The sequence below is a fragment of the Actinoplanes sp. NPDC048988 genome, assembly GCF_043197815.1.
Taxonomy (GTDB): domain Bacteria; phylum Actinomycetota; class Actinomycetes; order Mycobacteriales; family Micromonosporaceae; genus Actinoplanes.
Genome location: NZ_JBICTW010000015.1, coordinates 14,832 through 29,679 on the forward strand (window position 1 = coordinate 14,832; position 14,848 = coordinate 29,679).

The 14,848-nt window shown below is 71.9% G+C and carries 12 protein-coding genes; 9 read left to right on the forward strand and 3 right to left on the reverse strand.

The features are described 5' to 3' along the window. Positions 1-125: 125 nt before the first annotated feature. From ACGFJ7_RS34715 to ACGFJ7_RS34740, 6 genes are all read left to right on the forward strand, one after another. Positions 126-1,244 carry a glycosyltransferase family 4 protein gene (locus ACGFJ7_RS34715; protein WP_360258558.1) on the forward strand — a complete coding sequence of 373 codons (1,119 nt, stop codon included), beginning with the start codon at positions 126-128 and terminating at the stop codon, positions 1,242-1,244. A 116-nt stretch (positions 1,245-1,360) separates the two neighbouring features. Then, on the forward strand, positions 1,361-3,487 hold the full coding sequence (locus tag ACGFJ7_RS34720; protein ID WP_392646040.1) for a hypothetical protein: 2,127 nt from the start codon (positions 1,361-1,363) through the stop codon (positions 3,485-3,487). A 127-nt stretch (positions 3,488-3,614) separates the two neighbouring features. After that, on the forward strand, positions 3,615-5,294 hold the full coding sequence (locus tag ACGFJ7_RS34725) for a CTP synthase (RefSeq protein WP_360258512.1): 1,680 nt from the start codon (positions 3,615-3,617) through the stop codon (positions 5,292-5,294). Further along, positions 5,291-5,875 carry an NUDIX hydrolase gene (locus ACGFJ7_RS34730; protein ID WP_360258509.1) on the forward strand — a complete coding sequence of 195 codons (585 nt, stop codon included), beginning with the start codon at positions 5,291-5,293 and terminating at the stop codon, positions 5,873-5,875. Before ACGFJ7_RS34725 ends, ACGFJ7_RS34730 begins: the two co-directional genes overlap by 4 nt. Before the next feature lie 279 nt (positions 5,876-6,154). Then, entirely contained in the window at positions 6,155-6,799 is a 645-nt protein-coding gene (locus tag ACGFJ7_RS34735) for a hypothetical protein (RefSeq protein ID WP_360258507.1), read from the forward strand. After that, on the forward strand, positions 6,796-7,941 hold the full coding sequence (locus tag ACGFJ7_RS34740; RefSeq protein WP_360258505.1) for a PrsW family intramembrane metalloprotease: 1,146 nt from the start codon (positions 6,796-6,798) through the stop codon (positions 7,939-7,941). Before ACGFJ7_RS34735 ends, ACGFJ7_RS34740 begins: the two co-directional genes overlap by 4 nt. Here the strand turns inward: ACGFJ7_RS34740 and mraY are convergent. Beyond that, positions 7,931-9,037: a phospho-N-acetylmuramoyl-pentapeptide-transferase gene (mraY, locus tag ACGFJ7_RS34745; RefSeq protein ID WP_360258503.1), complete on the reverse strand. Its 1,107-nt coding sequence runs from the start codon at positions 9,035-9,037 to the stop codon at positions 7,931-7,933. The genes ACGFJ7_RS34740 and mraY overlap by 11 nt on opposite strands. A gap of 174 nt (positions 9,038-9,211) precedes the next feature. Continuing rightward, a complete protein-coding gene (locus tag ACGFJ7_RS34750; protein WP_392646044.1) occupies positions 9,212-10,429 on the reverse strand; it encodes an MFS transporter in 1,218 nt (405 codons plus the stop codon). Between the two features lie 105 nt (positions 10,430-10,534). Between ACGFJ7_RS34750 and ACGFJ7_RS34755 the strand changes: the two genes are divergently transcribed. Then, positions 10,535-12,166 carry an aminotransferase class V-fold PLP-dependent enzyme gene (locus tag ACGFJ7_RS34755; protein WP_392646046.1) on the forward strand — a complete coding sequence of 544 codons (1,632 nt, stop codon included), beginning with the start codon at positions 10,535-10,537 and terminating at the stop codon, positions 12,164-12,166. On the opposite strand, the gene ACGFJ7_RS34760 is transcribed toward ACGFJ7_RS34755, so the two are convergent. Continuing rightward, complete coding sequence (locus ACGFJ7_RS34760) at positions 12,137-12,847, reverse strand: TetR/AcrR family transcriptional regulator (RefSeq protein ID WP_392646048.1); 711 nt, start codon at positions 12,845-12,847, stop codon at positions 12,137-12,139. The genes ACGFJ7_RS34755 and ACGFJ7_RS34760 overlap by 30 nt on opposite strands. Before the next feature lie 39 nt (positions 12,848-12,886). Between ACGFJ7_RS34760 and ACGFJ7_RS34765 the strand changes: the two genes are divergently transcribed. Both ACGFJ7_RS34765 and ACGFJ7_RS34770 read left to right on the forward strand, forming a co-directional pair. Beyond that, a complete protein-coding gene (locus ACGFJ7_RS34765) occupies positions 12,887-13,705 on the forward strand; it encodes an alpha/beta fold hydrolase (RefSeq protein WP_392646050.1) in 819 nt (272 codons plus the stop codon). A 106-nt stretch (positions 13,706-13,811) separates the two neighbouring features. Then, positions 13,812-14,726 (forward strand): hypothetical protein, encoded by a 915-nt coding sequence (locus ACGFJ7_RS34770; RefSeq protein WP_392646052.1) that lies wholly within the window; start codon positions 13,812-13,814, stop codon positions 14,724-14,726. Positions 14,727-14,848: the final 122 nt, after the last annotated feature.

A 14,848-nucleotide genomic window follows, 5' to 3' on the forward strand; every position in this document is an offset into this window, starting at 1 on the left:
AGACGGCCGGGTTGTCTAAGAAGGCAAAGGCCGACGCGGCGCCGCTCGGGTAGGGCGGGACGGCCGGGGTGAGGGTCGCGGTTGCGGCAGCTCGTGCGGCTGCCGGGTGATGGGTCGTGGTTGAGGTGAGGGAGGAGCGGGCCGTGGGGTGGCGCGGATCGGTGGCACTGGTGCTCGCGTCGAGCACCGGCGGCGTCGGGCAGCACGTCGGGTCGCTGGCCCGGGGGCTGATCGCCGCCGGGTGCGAGGTGATGGTGTGCGGGCCGGCCGCTACCGACGAGCTGTTCGGCTTCGCCGCCGCCGGGGCGACGTTCGTGCCGGTGGAGATTCCGGCCAACCCGGGCGCGCAGGACGCCGGCACCGTGCGCAAGCTGCGCGGGGTGCTCAGCAGCCGGCCGATCGACGTCGTGCACGCGCACGGGTTGCGCGCTGCTTTCGTGGCCGCCGTCGCGCGTACCGGAAAGCCTCTCGTCGTCACGCTGCACAACTCCGTCATGGTCCGCACAGGCCTGCGCGGTCAGGCCGCCGCCCTGGTCGAGCGGGTCGTCGCCCGCAGCGCCACGCTGACCCTGGGCGCCTCCGAGGACCTGGTCGAGCGGGCCACCCAGCTCGGCGCCCGCAACGCGCGCCTCGGCGCCGTCGCCGCGCCCACGCTCACGCCGCCGCGCCGCACCCGGGCCGCGGTGCGGGCCGAGTTCCGGCTGCGCCCCGAAACCCCACTGATCGTCTCGGTCGGCCGGCTCCACCCGCAGAAACGCTACGACCTGCTCGTCGAGGCGTCCGCCCGGTGGAAGAGCCTCGACCCGGCCCCGGTGGTCGTAGTCGCCGGTTCCGGCCCCAGCTACATGTCGCTGGCCCAGCTCGCCTCCCAGCGGCACGCCCCGTTCCACCTGCTCGGCCGCCGCTCCGACGTGCCCGACCTGCTGCTCGGCGCCGACCTGGCCGTGGTCACCAGCGACTGGGAGGCCCGGCAGCTGTTCGCGCAGGAAGCCCTCGAGGCCGGCGTACCCCTGATCACCACCGCCGTCGGCGGCCTGCCCGGCCTGGTCGGCGACGCGGCGGTCCTCATCCCGCCGGGCGACGTCGACGCACTCGACACCGCCGTCCGCGACATGCTGGCCGACCCCGAGAAACGCGCCGACTACGCCGCGCGCGGCCCGCGCCGGGCCGCCACGTGGCCGGCCGAGAGCGACACCGTGGCCGACGTCCTTTCCGCCTACGCCGAAGTGACGGCCCGCGAGTGACACGGCGGGGGGTGCCGGGCTCGATGGCGTTGTGGCGGCCGGCGTTTCTTGACCGGCTGCGCCGTGTCGCGCCGGCTTCGGGGTCGCCTCGGCGCGGCTGGGTTCCTTATCTGCTCGTGGTTCTCATCGCCGCGGCCAGTCTCGTCGGGCTGGCTATCCGGCCCTCGACGACCGCTACGCCCGGCAGTGCCGACTACGTGATCGTGGCGGGGGCGGCCGGGCTGCGGTGGGACGATCTCGATCCGCAGCGCACGCCCGCGCTCTGGGAGGAAGCCACCCGGGGTTCCGTCGGGTGGCTGTCGGTGCGCTCCGCCATGAAAGTGACCTGCCCGTCCGACGGGTGGCTCACCCTCGGCGCCGGCAACTACGCGGCCTGGCCGCGGCGCGCCGGCAGCAGCCGGTGTGAGCCCGCCGCGCCCGCGCTGACCCAGCCCGACGGCATCGGGGCCAACGTCACCGATCAGCGGACCGTGGTGCAGAACAACCAGGACCGGCTGCCGTACGGCGCTACGCCCGGTGCCCTCGCCGAGTCGGTGCGCTGCACCGTCGCGGTCGGGCCGGGGGCGGCGATCGCGGCCGCCCGGCCGTTCGGGCGCGTCGACAAATATCAGCCCGAGCTGCCCGCGGATCCCACGAAGTTGTTGTCGGACTGTGTGCTCTCCTTCGTCGACCTGGGAACCGTCAGTGGTTCCGGGGCCGCCCGGCAGGCTCAGGTGAAGGCCGCCGACGCGTTGCTGTCCCGGGTTGTCGCGGCCCGGCCCGAGCGGTCACTTCTTCTTGTCGCCGGCGTCTCCGACACCGAGCGGTCGAACCGGTTGCATGTGGCGATCGCCGAGGGCGAGGGGTGGAACGGCGGGTGGCTCACCTCGGCCGGTACCGGCCGGGACGGCTACCTTCAGCTGATCGACCTGGCGCCGACGATCCTGTCCGCGCTGGGGCGGCCGGCGCCGGAGAAGCTGTTCGCCGGGCGGACCGCAACCGTGGTCGAGGGCCGGCCGGCTGATATCACCGACGCGATGCTCGGGGCGCACAACGCCGACCTTCGGGCCAAGGCGCAGAACGCCGTGGCCGGCATCTTCTTCACCGTGCTGGCCGGGCTTCAGGTGCTGCTCTTCCTGCTCATGGTGCCGATTCTGGTCCGGGCCCGGCGGCACGCCGGGCCGCGCGGGCCGGCTCTGCCGCCGAAGCGGCTGGTCGCGGTGGCCGAGCTGGTGCTGATCGCGGCCGCGCTGGCCATTCCGGCCGCGCTGCTGGCCGACGCGACGCCGTGGTGGCGCAACTCGCACCCGGCGTGGGTCTTCGGCATCGTGACCGGCGTCTTCATCCTCATCGGCACCGCCGTGCTCAGGGCCTCCCCGCGGTACAACCGGACGCTGTGGCCACTGGGTGCGACGGCCGCCGTCGGGGCCGTGGTGGTCGGGCTCGATCTGCTCACCGGCGCGCGGCTCCAGCTCAACGGTGTCGCCGGCTATTCGGCGACGCAGGGTGGGCGGTACGCGGGGGTCGGCGTGGTCGGTCTCGGCGTCTTCGTGGCCGGGCTGCTGGTGGCCGCGGGCTGCCTCGGGCAGTGGCTCAGCAAGCCGTGGCGGCCCGTCGTGGTGGTGCTGCTGGGCGGCATCGGGGTGGTCATGGTCGGCAGCCCCTACCTGGGCGCCGACCCGGTCGGGGCGGTGGCGGTGACCGCCGGGGTGTGCGTGGCCGCGGCGATCAGCACCGGGGGCTGGCTGACGGTTTCCCGCTTCGCGTGGGCCGGGGTGGCCGGCGCCGCCGTCACCATCTGTTTCGCCCTGGTCGACGTGCACCGGCCGGCGGCCGACCAGGGCAGTCTGGGGCGGCTGCTCTCCGAACTGGCCAACGGCACCGGCGGGCCGGCCATGCAGCGGGCCGCCGCCGCCAACGGCCAGATCCTGCTGAACAGCCCGTTGACGATCCTGGCCGTGGCCGGGGTGCTGATGCTGGCCTTCTGCCAGTTCTCGCCGTGGGGTGGGCTCAACCGGGTCTTCGGGCTCCACCCGGCGCTGCGCGCGGCCGGGGCCGGAGTGACAGTGGCGACATTGGCCGCGGGTGTGCTCAGCGGCTCGGCCCTCACCGTGGCGGGGGCGGCGGCGGCCGCTGTCGTGCCCACGGTGGTGCTTACCGTACTGCGCGTGTTGCTGCACGCGGCGGACCGTACACGGCCGGAGGGGGAGACCGACGGGCCCGGCGGCCCGCTGTTGCGCGATGATCGCGCTCTGTCAGGTTGACACGCGTCACGAGCAGCCCGAACGTACGTCGTCGTTCTCAGGTGTTACGGTGGACTCCCGTGGATGGGGCCGCTTTTAGCACCCCGGTCTGCACGTCGGTACAACAGACGACCACGGGAGCAAGGCCTTGGCCTCAACAGTGCGCGACACGCGGCACATCTTCGTCACCGGGGGCGTCGCCTCCTCGCTGGGCAAGGGCCTCACCGCCTCCAGCCTCGGCAACCTTCTGACCGCGCGCGGACTGCGGGTCGTCATGCAGAAGCTCGACCCCTACCTCAACGTCGACCCTGGAACGATGAACCCGTTCCAGCACGGCGAGGTCTTCGTGACCGAGGACGGGGCCGAGACCGACCTGGACGTCGGCCACTACGAGCGGTTCCTCGACCGGTCGCTGTCCGGCAAGGCGAACGTCACGACCGGTCAGGTCTACTCGGCGGTCATCGCCCGCGAGCGCCGCGGTGAATACCTCGGCGACACCGTCCAGGTGATCCCGCACATCACCAACGAGATCAAGTCGCGGATCTTCGCGATGGCCGACGAGGACGAGACGGGCCGCAAGCCCGACGTCGTCATCACCGAGGTCGGCGGCACGGTCGGCGACATGGAGTCACTGCCGTTCCTCGAGGCGATCCGCCAGGTGCGCCACGAGGTCGGCCGCGACCACGTCTTCTACCTGCACGTCTCGCTGGTGCCGTACCTGGCGCCGTCGGGCGAGCTGAAGACCAAGCCGACCCAGCACTCGGTGGCCGCGCTGCGCAACATCGGTATCCAGCCGGACGCGCTGATCTGCCGCAGCGACCGGGAGATCCCCGAGAAGCTCAAGCACAAGCTGGCGCTCTACTGCGACGTCGACCGTGAGGCCGTCATCGCCTGCCCGGACGCGCCGAGCATCTACGACATCCCCAAGGTGCTGCACGAGGAGGGCCTCGACGCGTACGTCGTACGCCGCCTGGGTCTGTCCTTCCGCGACGTGAACTGGTCGACGTGGCACGACCTGCTCGAGCGGGTGCACCACCCCAAGCGCACGATCACCATCGCGCTCGTCGGCAAGTACGTCGACCTGCCCGACGCGTACCTCTCGGTCAGTGAGGCCATCCGCGCCGCCGGCTTCGGCAACAACGTCAAGGTCCAGCTGCGCTGGGTGCCCAGCGACGACTGCGAGACCACGGCCGGCGCGGCGGCCGCCCTCAAGGGCGTCGACGGCATCGTGATCCCCGGCGGCTTCGGCGTCCGCGGCATCGAGGGCAAGGTCAACACTTCGCGGTACGCCCGGGAGAACCAGATCCCGATCCTCGGCCTCTGCCTCGGCCTGCAGTGCATGACCATCGACGCCGCGCGGCACCTGGCCGGGCTCACCGGGGCCAACTCGCTCGAGTTCGACGAGCAGGCGCCGTACCCGGTCATCTCCACCATGGCCGACCAGGAGGACATCGTCGCCGGCAAGGGCGACCTGGGCGGCACCATGCGCCTGGGCGCGTACCCGGCCACGCTGCGCGAGGGCTCGGTCGTGGCCGGCGTGTACGGCGCCACCGAGATCTCCGAGCGCCACCGCCACCGCTACGAGGTCAACAACGACTACCGGGCGAAGCTGTCGGCGGCCGGTCTGGTCTTCTCGGGCACCTCGCCGGACGGGCGGCTCGTCGAGTTCATCGAGCTCGACCGCGAGACCCACCCGTACTTCGTGGCGACCCAGGCCCACCCGGAGCTCAAGAGCCGCCCGACCCGCCCTCACCCGCTCTTCGACGGACTGGTCAAGGCCGCCATCGAGTACGCCGCGGCCGACGAGCTCCCGGTGGACGCGTCGTGACGGCCTTCGTGCACGAGACCGTCTCGAGCACCTCCCGCTACAAAGGCCCGATCTTCGAGGTCTTCAGCGAAAAGGTCACCATGTCCGGTGGCGGCACGGCCCAGCGGGACGTGGTCCGCAACAAGGGCGCGGTCGGGATCGTGGCCCTCGACGAGGTCGAGCGGGTCGTGCTGATCCGGCAGTACCGGCACGCGGTCGGCCAGCGCCTGTGGGAGCTGCCGGCCGGCCTGCGCGACGTCGAGGGTGAGGACCTCACGGCGACCGCCGCCCGGGAACTGGCCGAGGAGGCGGACGTCAACGCCGCCCGCTGGGACGTGCTGATCGACATGTTCAACTCGCCCGGTTTCAGCGACGAGACGATCCGCATCTTCCTGGCGCGCGATCTCAGCGAGGTTCCGGACGACAAGCGGTATTCCCGTACGGACGAGGAGGCCGACCTGGAGATCACCCGGGTCGACCTCGACGAGGCCGTGGCCATGATCTTCCGCGGCGAGATCACCAACGCGGCCGCCGTGGGTGGCCTCCTCGCGGCCGCGCGGGCCCGCGACGAGGGCTGGGCCACGCTGCGCCCGGCCGTCTGACATCCCTCCGGCCCGGCGGTCGCCGCCGGGCCGGACGGATGCAACACCGGCGGCGGCTCGGCCGAGTACTGGCTCTTCTTCCTCGGCGAGGGAGAAAGGTATCCCAACCTGGACAGTGGCGGCATGTACCACCGCTTCTCCAGCTTCAAGGTGATCAACGGCTGACGTCCACGCGTCACGAGCGGCCCGGCGGGAAACCGCCGGGCCGCTGGTCGTATCGTGCGTGACCGCTGACTCAGAGCAGTGGCGAGCGCCGTCCGAGGCGGTAGCGTGCCGATCATGACGGGGCTTCACGCGGAAGAGCGCTGGCGCGCGAACTGGGTGCCGGTCGACCGGCGCCGGCTCGGGATGGACAGGCGCACCCTGGTGCCGGCCGGACTGGTCGTGCTGCTGTTCGTGGTCGCCGTGTGGATCGTGCCGGCGATCAACGACCGGGTGTCGGTCGACGACCCGATCGAGGCCGGCGACGTCATCCAGGTCGGCCCGGACGTGCGGTTCGTTCCGGTGGCCGGCGCCAACCTGCTGACCGGCGTCCGGCAGGGCAGGCCCGGTCCGGCCGGCTACCCGGGAACGGCCGCGGTGTCGTACGGCGGAGTGACCTTCGAGGTCGTCGCCGACACCTACCGGGGCACGCCGGCGCAACTGCTGGCCCAGATCAAGAAGACGAACGAGGGTCTGCGGGTCCCCGACGACGCCGGCTTCCACGTCACCGGCGACCCGGTGACCGTCACCAACGGCCGCGGCGACCAGGGCGCCGCGGCCGACTTCGAGGGCACCAACGGCACCGGCCTGGTCGCGGCCTTCGTGTTCGGCGAGACCGGCGTCGAGGTCGAGATCGTCGGCCCGCGCGAGGTCCCGGACAGCGTGGCCCGGCAGGTCGCGGGCATGTTGCAGACGGTCGAGCCGATCGGGAGCGGATCATGACGATCGCCACGCGGGAGGCCGCGATCGCGCGGACCGGCTGGGGCAACCCGTTCCACTTCTGGCAGCCGCGCAACGCCTGCTTCTGGGTGTACGTGCTCGGCGTCGGCTACGGCGTCTGGGTCCTGGCCGGCACGATCAATCAGGGCATTCGGCTGTACGCGCCGGCCCTCACCGCCAGCGCGGTCGTCTTCGCGGTCTACGCGGTGTTGTTCTGGTGGTTCACCGAGCGCATCGACCGCTATTCGAAGCAGCCGCTCGCCCTGGTGGTGGCGGCGTTCGTCTGGGGTGGCTTCGCGGCCACCTGGGCCATCGCGCTCGCCGGCAACAGCGCGCTGCTCGACCTGTACGGCAAGCTCTTCGGCCAGAGCTTCCAGCAGGCGTTCGGGGCCGGGCTGACCGCGCCGATCTTCGAAGAGCTCGGCAAGGCGTCCGGCGTACTCCTGCTCCTGTTCCTCGCCCCGCGCGTCGTCCGTACCGCCTATGACGGCTTCATCGTCGGCGCTTTCTGTGGCCTCGGCTTCGAGATTCTCGAGGACATCTCGTACGGGCTGAACTCCGCCTCCGCCGAGTTCGGCTCCGACCAGCTCGGCACCAGCCTGCACACGGTGGGCCTGCGGCTGCTGACCGGCTTCTCGTCGCACATCCTGTACTCGGCGATCGCCGGCGCCGGCGTCGTCTACCTCGCCGGAACGCCGGCTCAGCCCCGCCGTCTCGGCCGGGGCCTCGGCCTGATCCTGACCGCGATGCTGCTGCACGGCCTGTGGGACGCCAACGTGGGCCTGGCCGACGGCAACGGCACCCTGGTCCTGCTCTTCATCATCGTCGAGATCCTGGCCGGCTTCGCCATCGTGATCGCCGTCTTCCACCTGACCGTCCGCCCCGAACGCGAGGCGATGCGGGCGGTGATGGCCCCCGAGGCGGACAGCGGCGTGATCACCCCGGAGGAACTGGACGCCCTGTCGGGCGGCTGGCGCCAGCGCTACCACTACCGCAAGGGGGGCCACGGCCGGGCGGCCAGGCGGGCCCGCCACCACCGGCTCGAGGCCGCCCACGACCTGGCCGACCAGCTGGCCGCCTCCGGGGGCCGGGAAAGCCCCCGGGTCGACTTCGCCCGCTCCGAACTGGAGCGGCTCACCCCATGACGGCCAGGAAGTCCGAATAGAACACGCCCAGGCCGACCGCCACACAGATCGCCGCCACGATCCAGAACCGGACCACGATGTTGACCTCGCTCCACCCGGCCAGCTCGAAGTGGTGGTGCAGCGGCACCATCCGGAACACGCGCCGGCCGGTGGTCCGGTAGGACACGATCTGGATCACCCAGGTGACCGTGATGAGGACGAAGAGCCCGCCGATCAGGATCGAGAGCAGCGTCGTACGGGTGGCCACCGCGAGCCCGCCGATCAGGCCGCCCAGGCCGAGCGAGCCCACGTCACCCATGAAGATCCGGGCCGGGGAGGTGTTCCACCACAGGAAGCCCACGCAGGCGGCGGCCGCGGCGGCCGCGATCATGGCGATCTCCAGCGGATCGCGAACCTGGTAGCAGTACTCGTTGGCCCGGGCGTAGTCGGTGTCACCGCACCAGTGCCGGTACTGCCAGTAGCCGATCAGCGCGTACGCGCCGAGCACCAGGATCGAGGCGCCGGTGGCCAGGCCGTCCAGGCCGTCGGTGAGGTTCACGCCGTTCGACATCGCCGTGATGACGAAGACGAACGCCATCACCGAGCCGACCTTGCCGACGTCGAGCCAGCTGATGTCGCGGATGAACGAGATGTGCTCGCTGGCCACGGTCTGGCCGTTCGTGCTGGCGTAGTAGAGCGCGACCGCACCGAACCCGGCGCCGACGATGGCCTGGCCGAGCAGCTTGCCCTTGGCCGACAGGCCGTCGGAGTTGCGGCGGCGCACCTTGAGGAAGTCGTCCAGGAAACCGACCACGCCGCAGAACACGAACAGTCCGAGCAGGACCAGGGCGGTCATGGTCGGCCCCTCCTGCGCGATCTGCCGCTCCGGCAGGGTGGTCAGCGCGAAGTGGCCGGCCACGTAGGCGAAGACGGTGGCCACGATGAACACGACACCGCCCATCGCGGGCGTGCCCTTCTTGCCGGCGTTGCTGGCCAGCCCGAGGTTGGCGCGGATCGGCTGGCCGGCCTTGAGCGCGGTGAACACGCGGATCGCGACGGGGGTGCCGAACAGCGAGATGAGAAAGGCGACAGCGGCCGCCACGATGACCGCCCTCACGAGCGCCCCCGGGCCGGTCGTGCGGACAGGTCCGTCCGGAGATCATCGATCACGGAACACGAGCTTGCCACAGCCCCTCAAGCCCCGCGTCACCGCCGCACGGGCCCGAGGAAGGTGTCGCCGGCCGGACATAGGGCGTTTCCGTTCGACCACGGAGCGGCCGTCGGTTGCCCCTCACCGCTCGGCCGGGGCGGCCAGGGGGCTGGAGTCGGGATCGGGGTCGGGGTCGGGGCGGCGCGTTCGGGCCAGGGAGGATGCCGCCACGGCGGCGACGGCCAGCAGGGTGAGGACCGGGATCATGGCGTTGCGCAGGCCGTAGTGGTCGCCCAGGAAGCCCAGGCCGGGTGGGCCGACCAGGAACGCGACGTAGCCGACGGTGGCGACCAGGGAGACGCGGGCGGCCGCGTCGTCGCCGGAGTCGCCGGCGGCGGAGAGGGCCACCGGGAAGCCGAGGGCGGCGCCCAGGCCCCAGAGCAGGACGGCGGCGCCGGCCACGATCTGGTTGTCGACCGCCACGACCAGCAGGATGCCGGCGCCGCCGACGAGCGCGCTGGCGGCGAGCACCGGGAAGCGGCCGAAACGGTCGAGGAACCGGTCGCCGGTGAAGCGGCCGACGGTCATGGCGGCCGAGAAGACGACGTAGACGGCCGAGCCGAGCGCGGGATCGAAGCCGTGGCCGTCGACCATGAGCAGCGGCAGCCAGTCGTTCGCGGAACCCTCGGCCAGGGCCATGGCCAGGACGATCGCGCCGATCAGGAGCAGGCGGGGGTCGCGCCAGACGGGCCGGCCGCCGGCGCTGCCGTGCTCGGCGGCGCAGGCGCGACCGAGGCCGTGGGGCAGGTGGCGGACGGCGGTCAGGGCGACCGGGAGGCTGATCAGGCCGATCACGAGCAGGTGCCACGACGCCGGGAAGGCGACAGCGGTGAGGACCATGCCGATGACCGCGCCGACGACCGTGCCCAGGCTGAAGAAGCCGTGCATCGTGGGCAGCACCGGGCGGCGGATGACCCGCTCGACGTCGGCGCCCTCGATGTTCATGGCCACCTCGCCGCCGCCCATGCCGAGCCCGAACAGGGCCAGCCCGGCGGCGACCAGGGCGCTCTGCGAGGCGGCGGCGCCGAGCCCGATGATCGGTGTGCTGAGCGCCGTGGCGGCGATCCCGACCGTGACGATCGGCCGGGTGCCGAAGCGCCGCACGAGCGCGCCCGAGCCGAGGATGCCGATCATCGAGCCGGCCGACAGCCCGAACAGCACCAGGCCCATCTCGGCGGTCGACGCCCCGAGCAGGTCCCGGATGTCCGGTGTTCGGGTGACCCAGGACGAGATGCCCAGGCCGGGCAGGAAGAACAGCGCGAACAGCGCGAGGCGGCGGCGGGCGGTGGCACGATCCATACGTACGAACGTACACAAGGCGAATCCGTAGCGGTTTCGTATATCGTCCGGCGGTAGAGGGCGGAAGCGCTTCACACGTTGTACTACCTCAATGGGGAGGCGGCCATGGGCATGCTCGAGCGGATTCGTGACGGTCTGATCGGTTCCGGTCAGGTGCTCGAAGGTCCCTTCGGGCCGCGCCGGATCACGTACGCCGACTACACGGCCTCGGGCCAGGCGCTCGACTTCGTCGAGGACTTCATCCGCGAGCAGGTGCTGGCCCGGTACGCGAACACGCACACCGAGGCGTCGGCGACCGGCGCCCAGACCGGCGCGCTGCGCGAAGAGGCCCGCCGCATGATCCACCAGAGCGTCGGCGCTGGGCCGGACCACGTGGTGATCTTCTGTGGGTCCGGGGCCACGGCCGCGGTGGCCAAACTCGCGGGCGTCTTCGGCATCCGCGTGCCCGAGCGCCTGGACGACGCGTACGGCCTGAGCGAACGCATTCCCCAGCGGGACCGGCCGGTGATCTTCGTCGGCCCGTACGAGCACCACTCGAACGAACTGCCGTGGCGGGAATCGATCGCGGACGTGGTGGAGATCGAGTCCGACCACACCGGCCATGTCGATCTCGACGCGCTGCGGGAAGCCCTCATCGCGTACGAGGGAAGGACTTTGCGGGTCGGCAGTTTCTCCGCCGCCTCGAACGTGACCGGCATCCTGACCGACACCGCCGCCGTCTCGCGGATCCTCAAGGAGCACGGGGCGCTGTCGGTGTGGGACTACGCCGCCGCCGGCCCGTACGTGCCCATCTCGATGCACGACAAGGACGCCGTCTTCCTGTCGCCGCACAAGTTCGCCGGCGGCCCGCAGACGCCCGGCGTTCTGGTGGTCGACAAGCACCTGCTCACCAACCGGGTGCCCGTGGTGCCCGGCGGCGGCACCGTCGCGTACGTCGACCCGGGCGGCCACCGCTACCTGACCGACCCCGTCGCCCGCGAGGAGGGCGGCACCCCGGCCATCGTCGAGTCGATCCGGGCCGGGCTGGTCTTCGCGGTCAAGGACGCCGTCGGGGCCGAGCTGATCGAGGAGCGCGAGAAGGCGCTCTGGCAGCGGGCCCGCGAGCGCTGGGCGGCCGAGGAGAACATCTCCATCCTCGGCGACCTCGACGCCGACCGCCTGTCGATCGTCTCCTTCCAGGTGCGCGCGGGCGAGCGGTACCTGCACCACAACTACGTGGCCGCGCTGCTCAACGACCTGTTCGGCATCCAGGCCCGCAGCGGCTGCTCGTGTGCCGGCCCGTACGGTCACCGGCTGCTCGGCATCGACGACGCGCACTCGCGCGAGTTCCGCAGCGAGATCATGGAGGGCTGGGAGGGCATCAAGCCCGGCTGGACCCGGCTCAACCTCAACTACTTCATCACCGACACGGTCGCCGACTACCTGATCGAGGCGGTCACGCTGATCGCCCGGCACGGCGCCACGCTGCTGCCGGACTACCGCTTCAGCCCGCGGACCGGGCGCTGGACGCACGTCCGGCACGCCGAGCCGCCGGTGCGCCTGTCCGATGTGCTGGACGGCACGCCGCTGCCGTCGCCGGTCACCGTGGGCGAGGACGCCCTGGCGGGCTACCTCGTCGAGGCCCGCGAGACGCTGACGGGCCGTCCTTGTCCGCTTGACGGTGTACGCCTGGAGCTGCCCCCGGCGTTCGAGAAGCTCCGCTGGTTCCTACTGCCCGACGAGTGCCTGAGCCACTAGGGCGACACCGCTGACCAGGGCCGCCCGCGGGGCGTCCCGCCAGTCGGCGGCGTGCTGCTCGAGGCTGGTCGAGAGCGGGTAGCGCTCGCGCATGTCCGGGATCTGCCGCGCGGTCTCCCGGGCCTGCGCGAGCCACGCCGCGGCGTCGACCCGCCGGTAGGCGGCGGCCGTGCCGGCGGTGGCGCGGACCACGGCGTACAGCATGGTGACGGTCGTGGCCCGTCGACCCCGATCGACCCGCCACGTGTCCAGGATGAGTAGCAGCCGCTCCGTCCAGTCCTGCTCGTGGGGGCCCTGACTCGCCTGTGACCAGGGCAGCTCGGTCAGCCACGGGTGAGTCACGTAGACGTCGAACAGGCGCGTCGCCCACTCGCGCAGCGCGTCACCCAGGCTGCTCGTGGGCTCCGCCCACGCCGGCATCGCCACAGCCTGGTCCTGCATGAGGGCGACCAGGTGCTCTTTGGTTCCCACGTACGAATAGAGCGCCATGGCCGTGCGATCGAGCCGGGCCGCGATCGCACGGGTCGAGACGGCCCCGAGCCCGTCGGCGTCGGCGATGGCGATGCCCACCCGCAGGATCTCGTCGAGGTCGAGCCGGCGCTGAGGACCGCGCCGGGGTGTGGGCAGGGCCGTGCCGCGATGTCGCCAGAGCCGCTGGACGTGAGCGCTGATTTCCTCCATAGTCTTTACAGCGTATACGGTTTCGTTCAGGGAGGGAACATGGCGCGACTGCACGACGGCACGGAATTGGAAGTCACCGTCCTCGGCGACGGCCCGGTGGTCCTGTTGCCGATGGGCGTGACGGTCACCGAGGAGCCGCGCGCTTCACAGATGCGAGCGTGGGGCGCCGAACCCGACACCGGGCACCTGCTCGCGGCCGGGCTCGCGGCCGCCGGCTTCCGGGTGGTGGCGGCCGACTACGAGGCGCACCGGGCGAGCCATCCGGCCGCGCTGACCGCGGCGACGGTGGCGCAGGACCTGCTGGCGCTGACCGGTGGGGAGCGTTTCGCCTACTACGGGTACTCGTGGCTCGCGCTGGCCGGGCTCCAGTTGGCGATCCGGACCGACCGGATGACGGCGCTGGTCATGGGTGGATATCCGCCGCTCGGCGGGCCCTACGCCGAGATGCTGGCGGTGACCCGGGCGGCCCACCGGATGGCGACGGAGAAGCCGGCCACCGGCGGGCCGGTGACGCCGGGGGACTGGGAATCGGTCGAGGTCACGGTGCCGCCCGAACAGACCGCGCAATACGTGTCGCTGTACGAATCGCTGACCTCGTTCGATGAGCGAACCGCGGTGCTCACCATTCCGCGAATGGCATTCGCGGGGTCGGAAGACAACATTCAGTACGGTCCGAAATGGGGGAGCGTTCGCGTTCCGATCGCCGAACGGCTGATCCGGAACAGGGCGGAGCTCGAGTCGATGGGGTGGGGCGTTCAGCTGATACCCGGTGTCGATCACACGGCCGGGATGCGGCCCGAACTCGTCCTGCCGGTTCTTCTGGATAATTTTTCTGCCCTTGCTGACCTGCGGAAATAGGTCATCGTCGGGGTTAGCCGGCGGAATCGCGTTGAACCGTCGGGGCGTCGGTGCCCGTACTGGCCCGCAACCAGGTGACATCGACGTCCAACGACGAGGAGTGATCATGAGGTCGCGCGCTTACCGGCGTTTTCGGAACCAGGAAGACCAGGGTGGTCGTCGCAAGACGATAGGCGCGGTGGTGGTCACGGGAGTGGTGGTGGCGCTCGGCGCGGCCGGCGTGCAACTGGCGAACGCGAGCACCGGAACCGAGAACGGCACCAAAGCGGTCGAGCTGGTCACCGTCGACGGGCAGCAGTTCGACGTGTCGAAGTGCGCCGACGTCCAGGTCAACGCCGGGGCGGTGGTGTGCGACGGTGAACAGCTGGCGCCGGTCGAGGCCCAGCCGCCGGCGGAAGGGGCGGCGGATGCGGCGGTCGCGCTCGAGGCGGCGTGCGACGCTTTCGCGGCCGACGCGGCGGCGGCCGGGGCTTCCGGGTCGGCTGCGGCTCCCGGATCGGCTGCGGCCAAGGCGCAGAACAAGGCGGCGGCCAAGAAGTGGGCCAAGGCCATGAAGAAGGGCGCCGCCGCCGGCAAGGGCGCCGCCGCCGGCAAGGGTGACGCCGCAGGGAAGGGCGCTGAAGGTGACGCCGCAGGGAAGGGCGCTGAAGGTGACGCCGCTGGGAAGGGCGCTGACGGCGCGGGCGGCAAGGAAGGCGCGGCTGGGGAAGAAGGCGCTGCCGGTGACGGTGGGGCCGCTGCCAATGACGCTGCGGCGGCTGCTGTCGCTTCCGCTCAGCGGAGCCTTCTGCAGGCGTGCCTCGCGCTGGCCGACGCTAAGGCTGTCGTAGCGGGTGCGGGCGGCGACGCGGGTGCCGGCGAGGACGCGGGTGCCGGCGAAGAGGCCGGTGCCGGTCAGGACGCCGGCGCGGGCGAAGAGGCCGGTGCTGGTCAGGACGCCGGCGCGGGCGAAGAGGCCGGCGCGGGCGAGGAAGCGGGCGCTGGTAAGGACGCTGGTTCGGCTCCGGCCGCCAAGAAGTAAGGCTTGAACCCCGGCGGTGGGGGGGGGGGCCCCCCCCCCCCCCCCCGCGGGGGGGGGGGGGGGCGCCGGGCCCCCCCCCCCCCCCCGACCCGCGCGGGGGGGGGGGGGGCGGCGGCACACGA

Excerpts from the sequence above, each read along its gene's own strand:
- ACGFJ7_RS34740 (WP_360258505.1), top strand. The coding sequence starts at position 6,796 with ATGACGATCGCCACGCGGGAGGCCGCGATCGCGCGGACCGGCTGGGGC.
- ACGFJ7_RS34770 (WP_392646052.1), top strand. The coding sequence starts at position 13,812 with ATGAGGTCGCGCGCTTACCGGCGTTTTCGGAACCAGGAAGACCAGGGT.
- ACGFJ7_RS34750 (WP_392646044.1), bottom strand. The coding sequence starts at position 10,429 with ATGGATCGTGCCACCGCCCGCCGCCGCCTCGCGCTGTTCGCGCTGTTC.
- ACGFJ7_RS34765 (WP_392646050.1), top strand. The coding sequence starts at position 12,887 with ATGGCGCGACTGCACGACGGCACGGAATTGGAAGTCACCGTCCTCGGC.
- ACGFJ7_RS34735 (WP_360258507.1), top strand. The coding sequence starts at position 6,155 with ATGACGGGGCTTCACGCGGAAGAGCGCTGGCGCGCGAACTGGGTGCCG.
- ACGFJ7_RS34760 (WP_392646048.1), bottom strand. The coding sequence starts at position 12,847 with ATGGAGGAAATCAGCGCTCACGTCCAGCGGCTCTGGCGACATCGCGGC.
- ACGFJ7_RS34755 (WP_392646046.1), top strand. The coding sequence starts at position 10,535 with ATGGGCATGCTCGAGCGGATTCGTGACGGTCTGATCGGTTCCGGTCAG.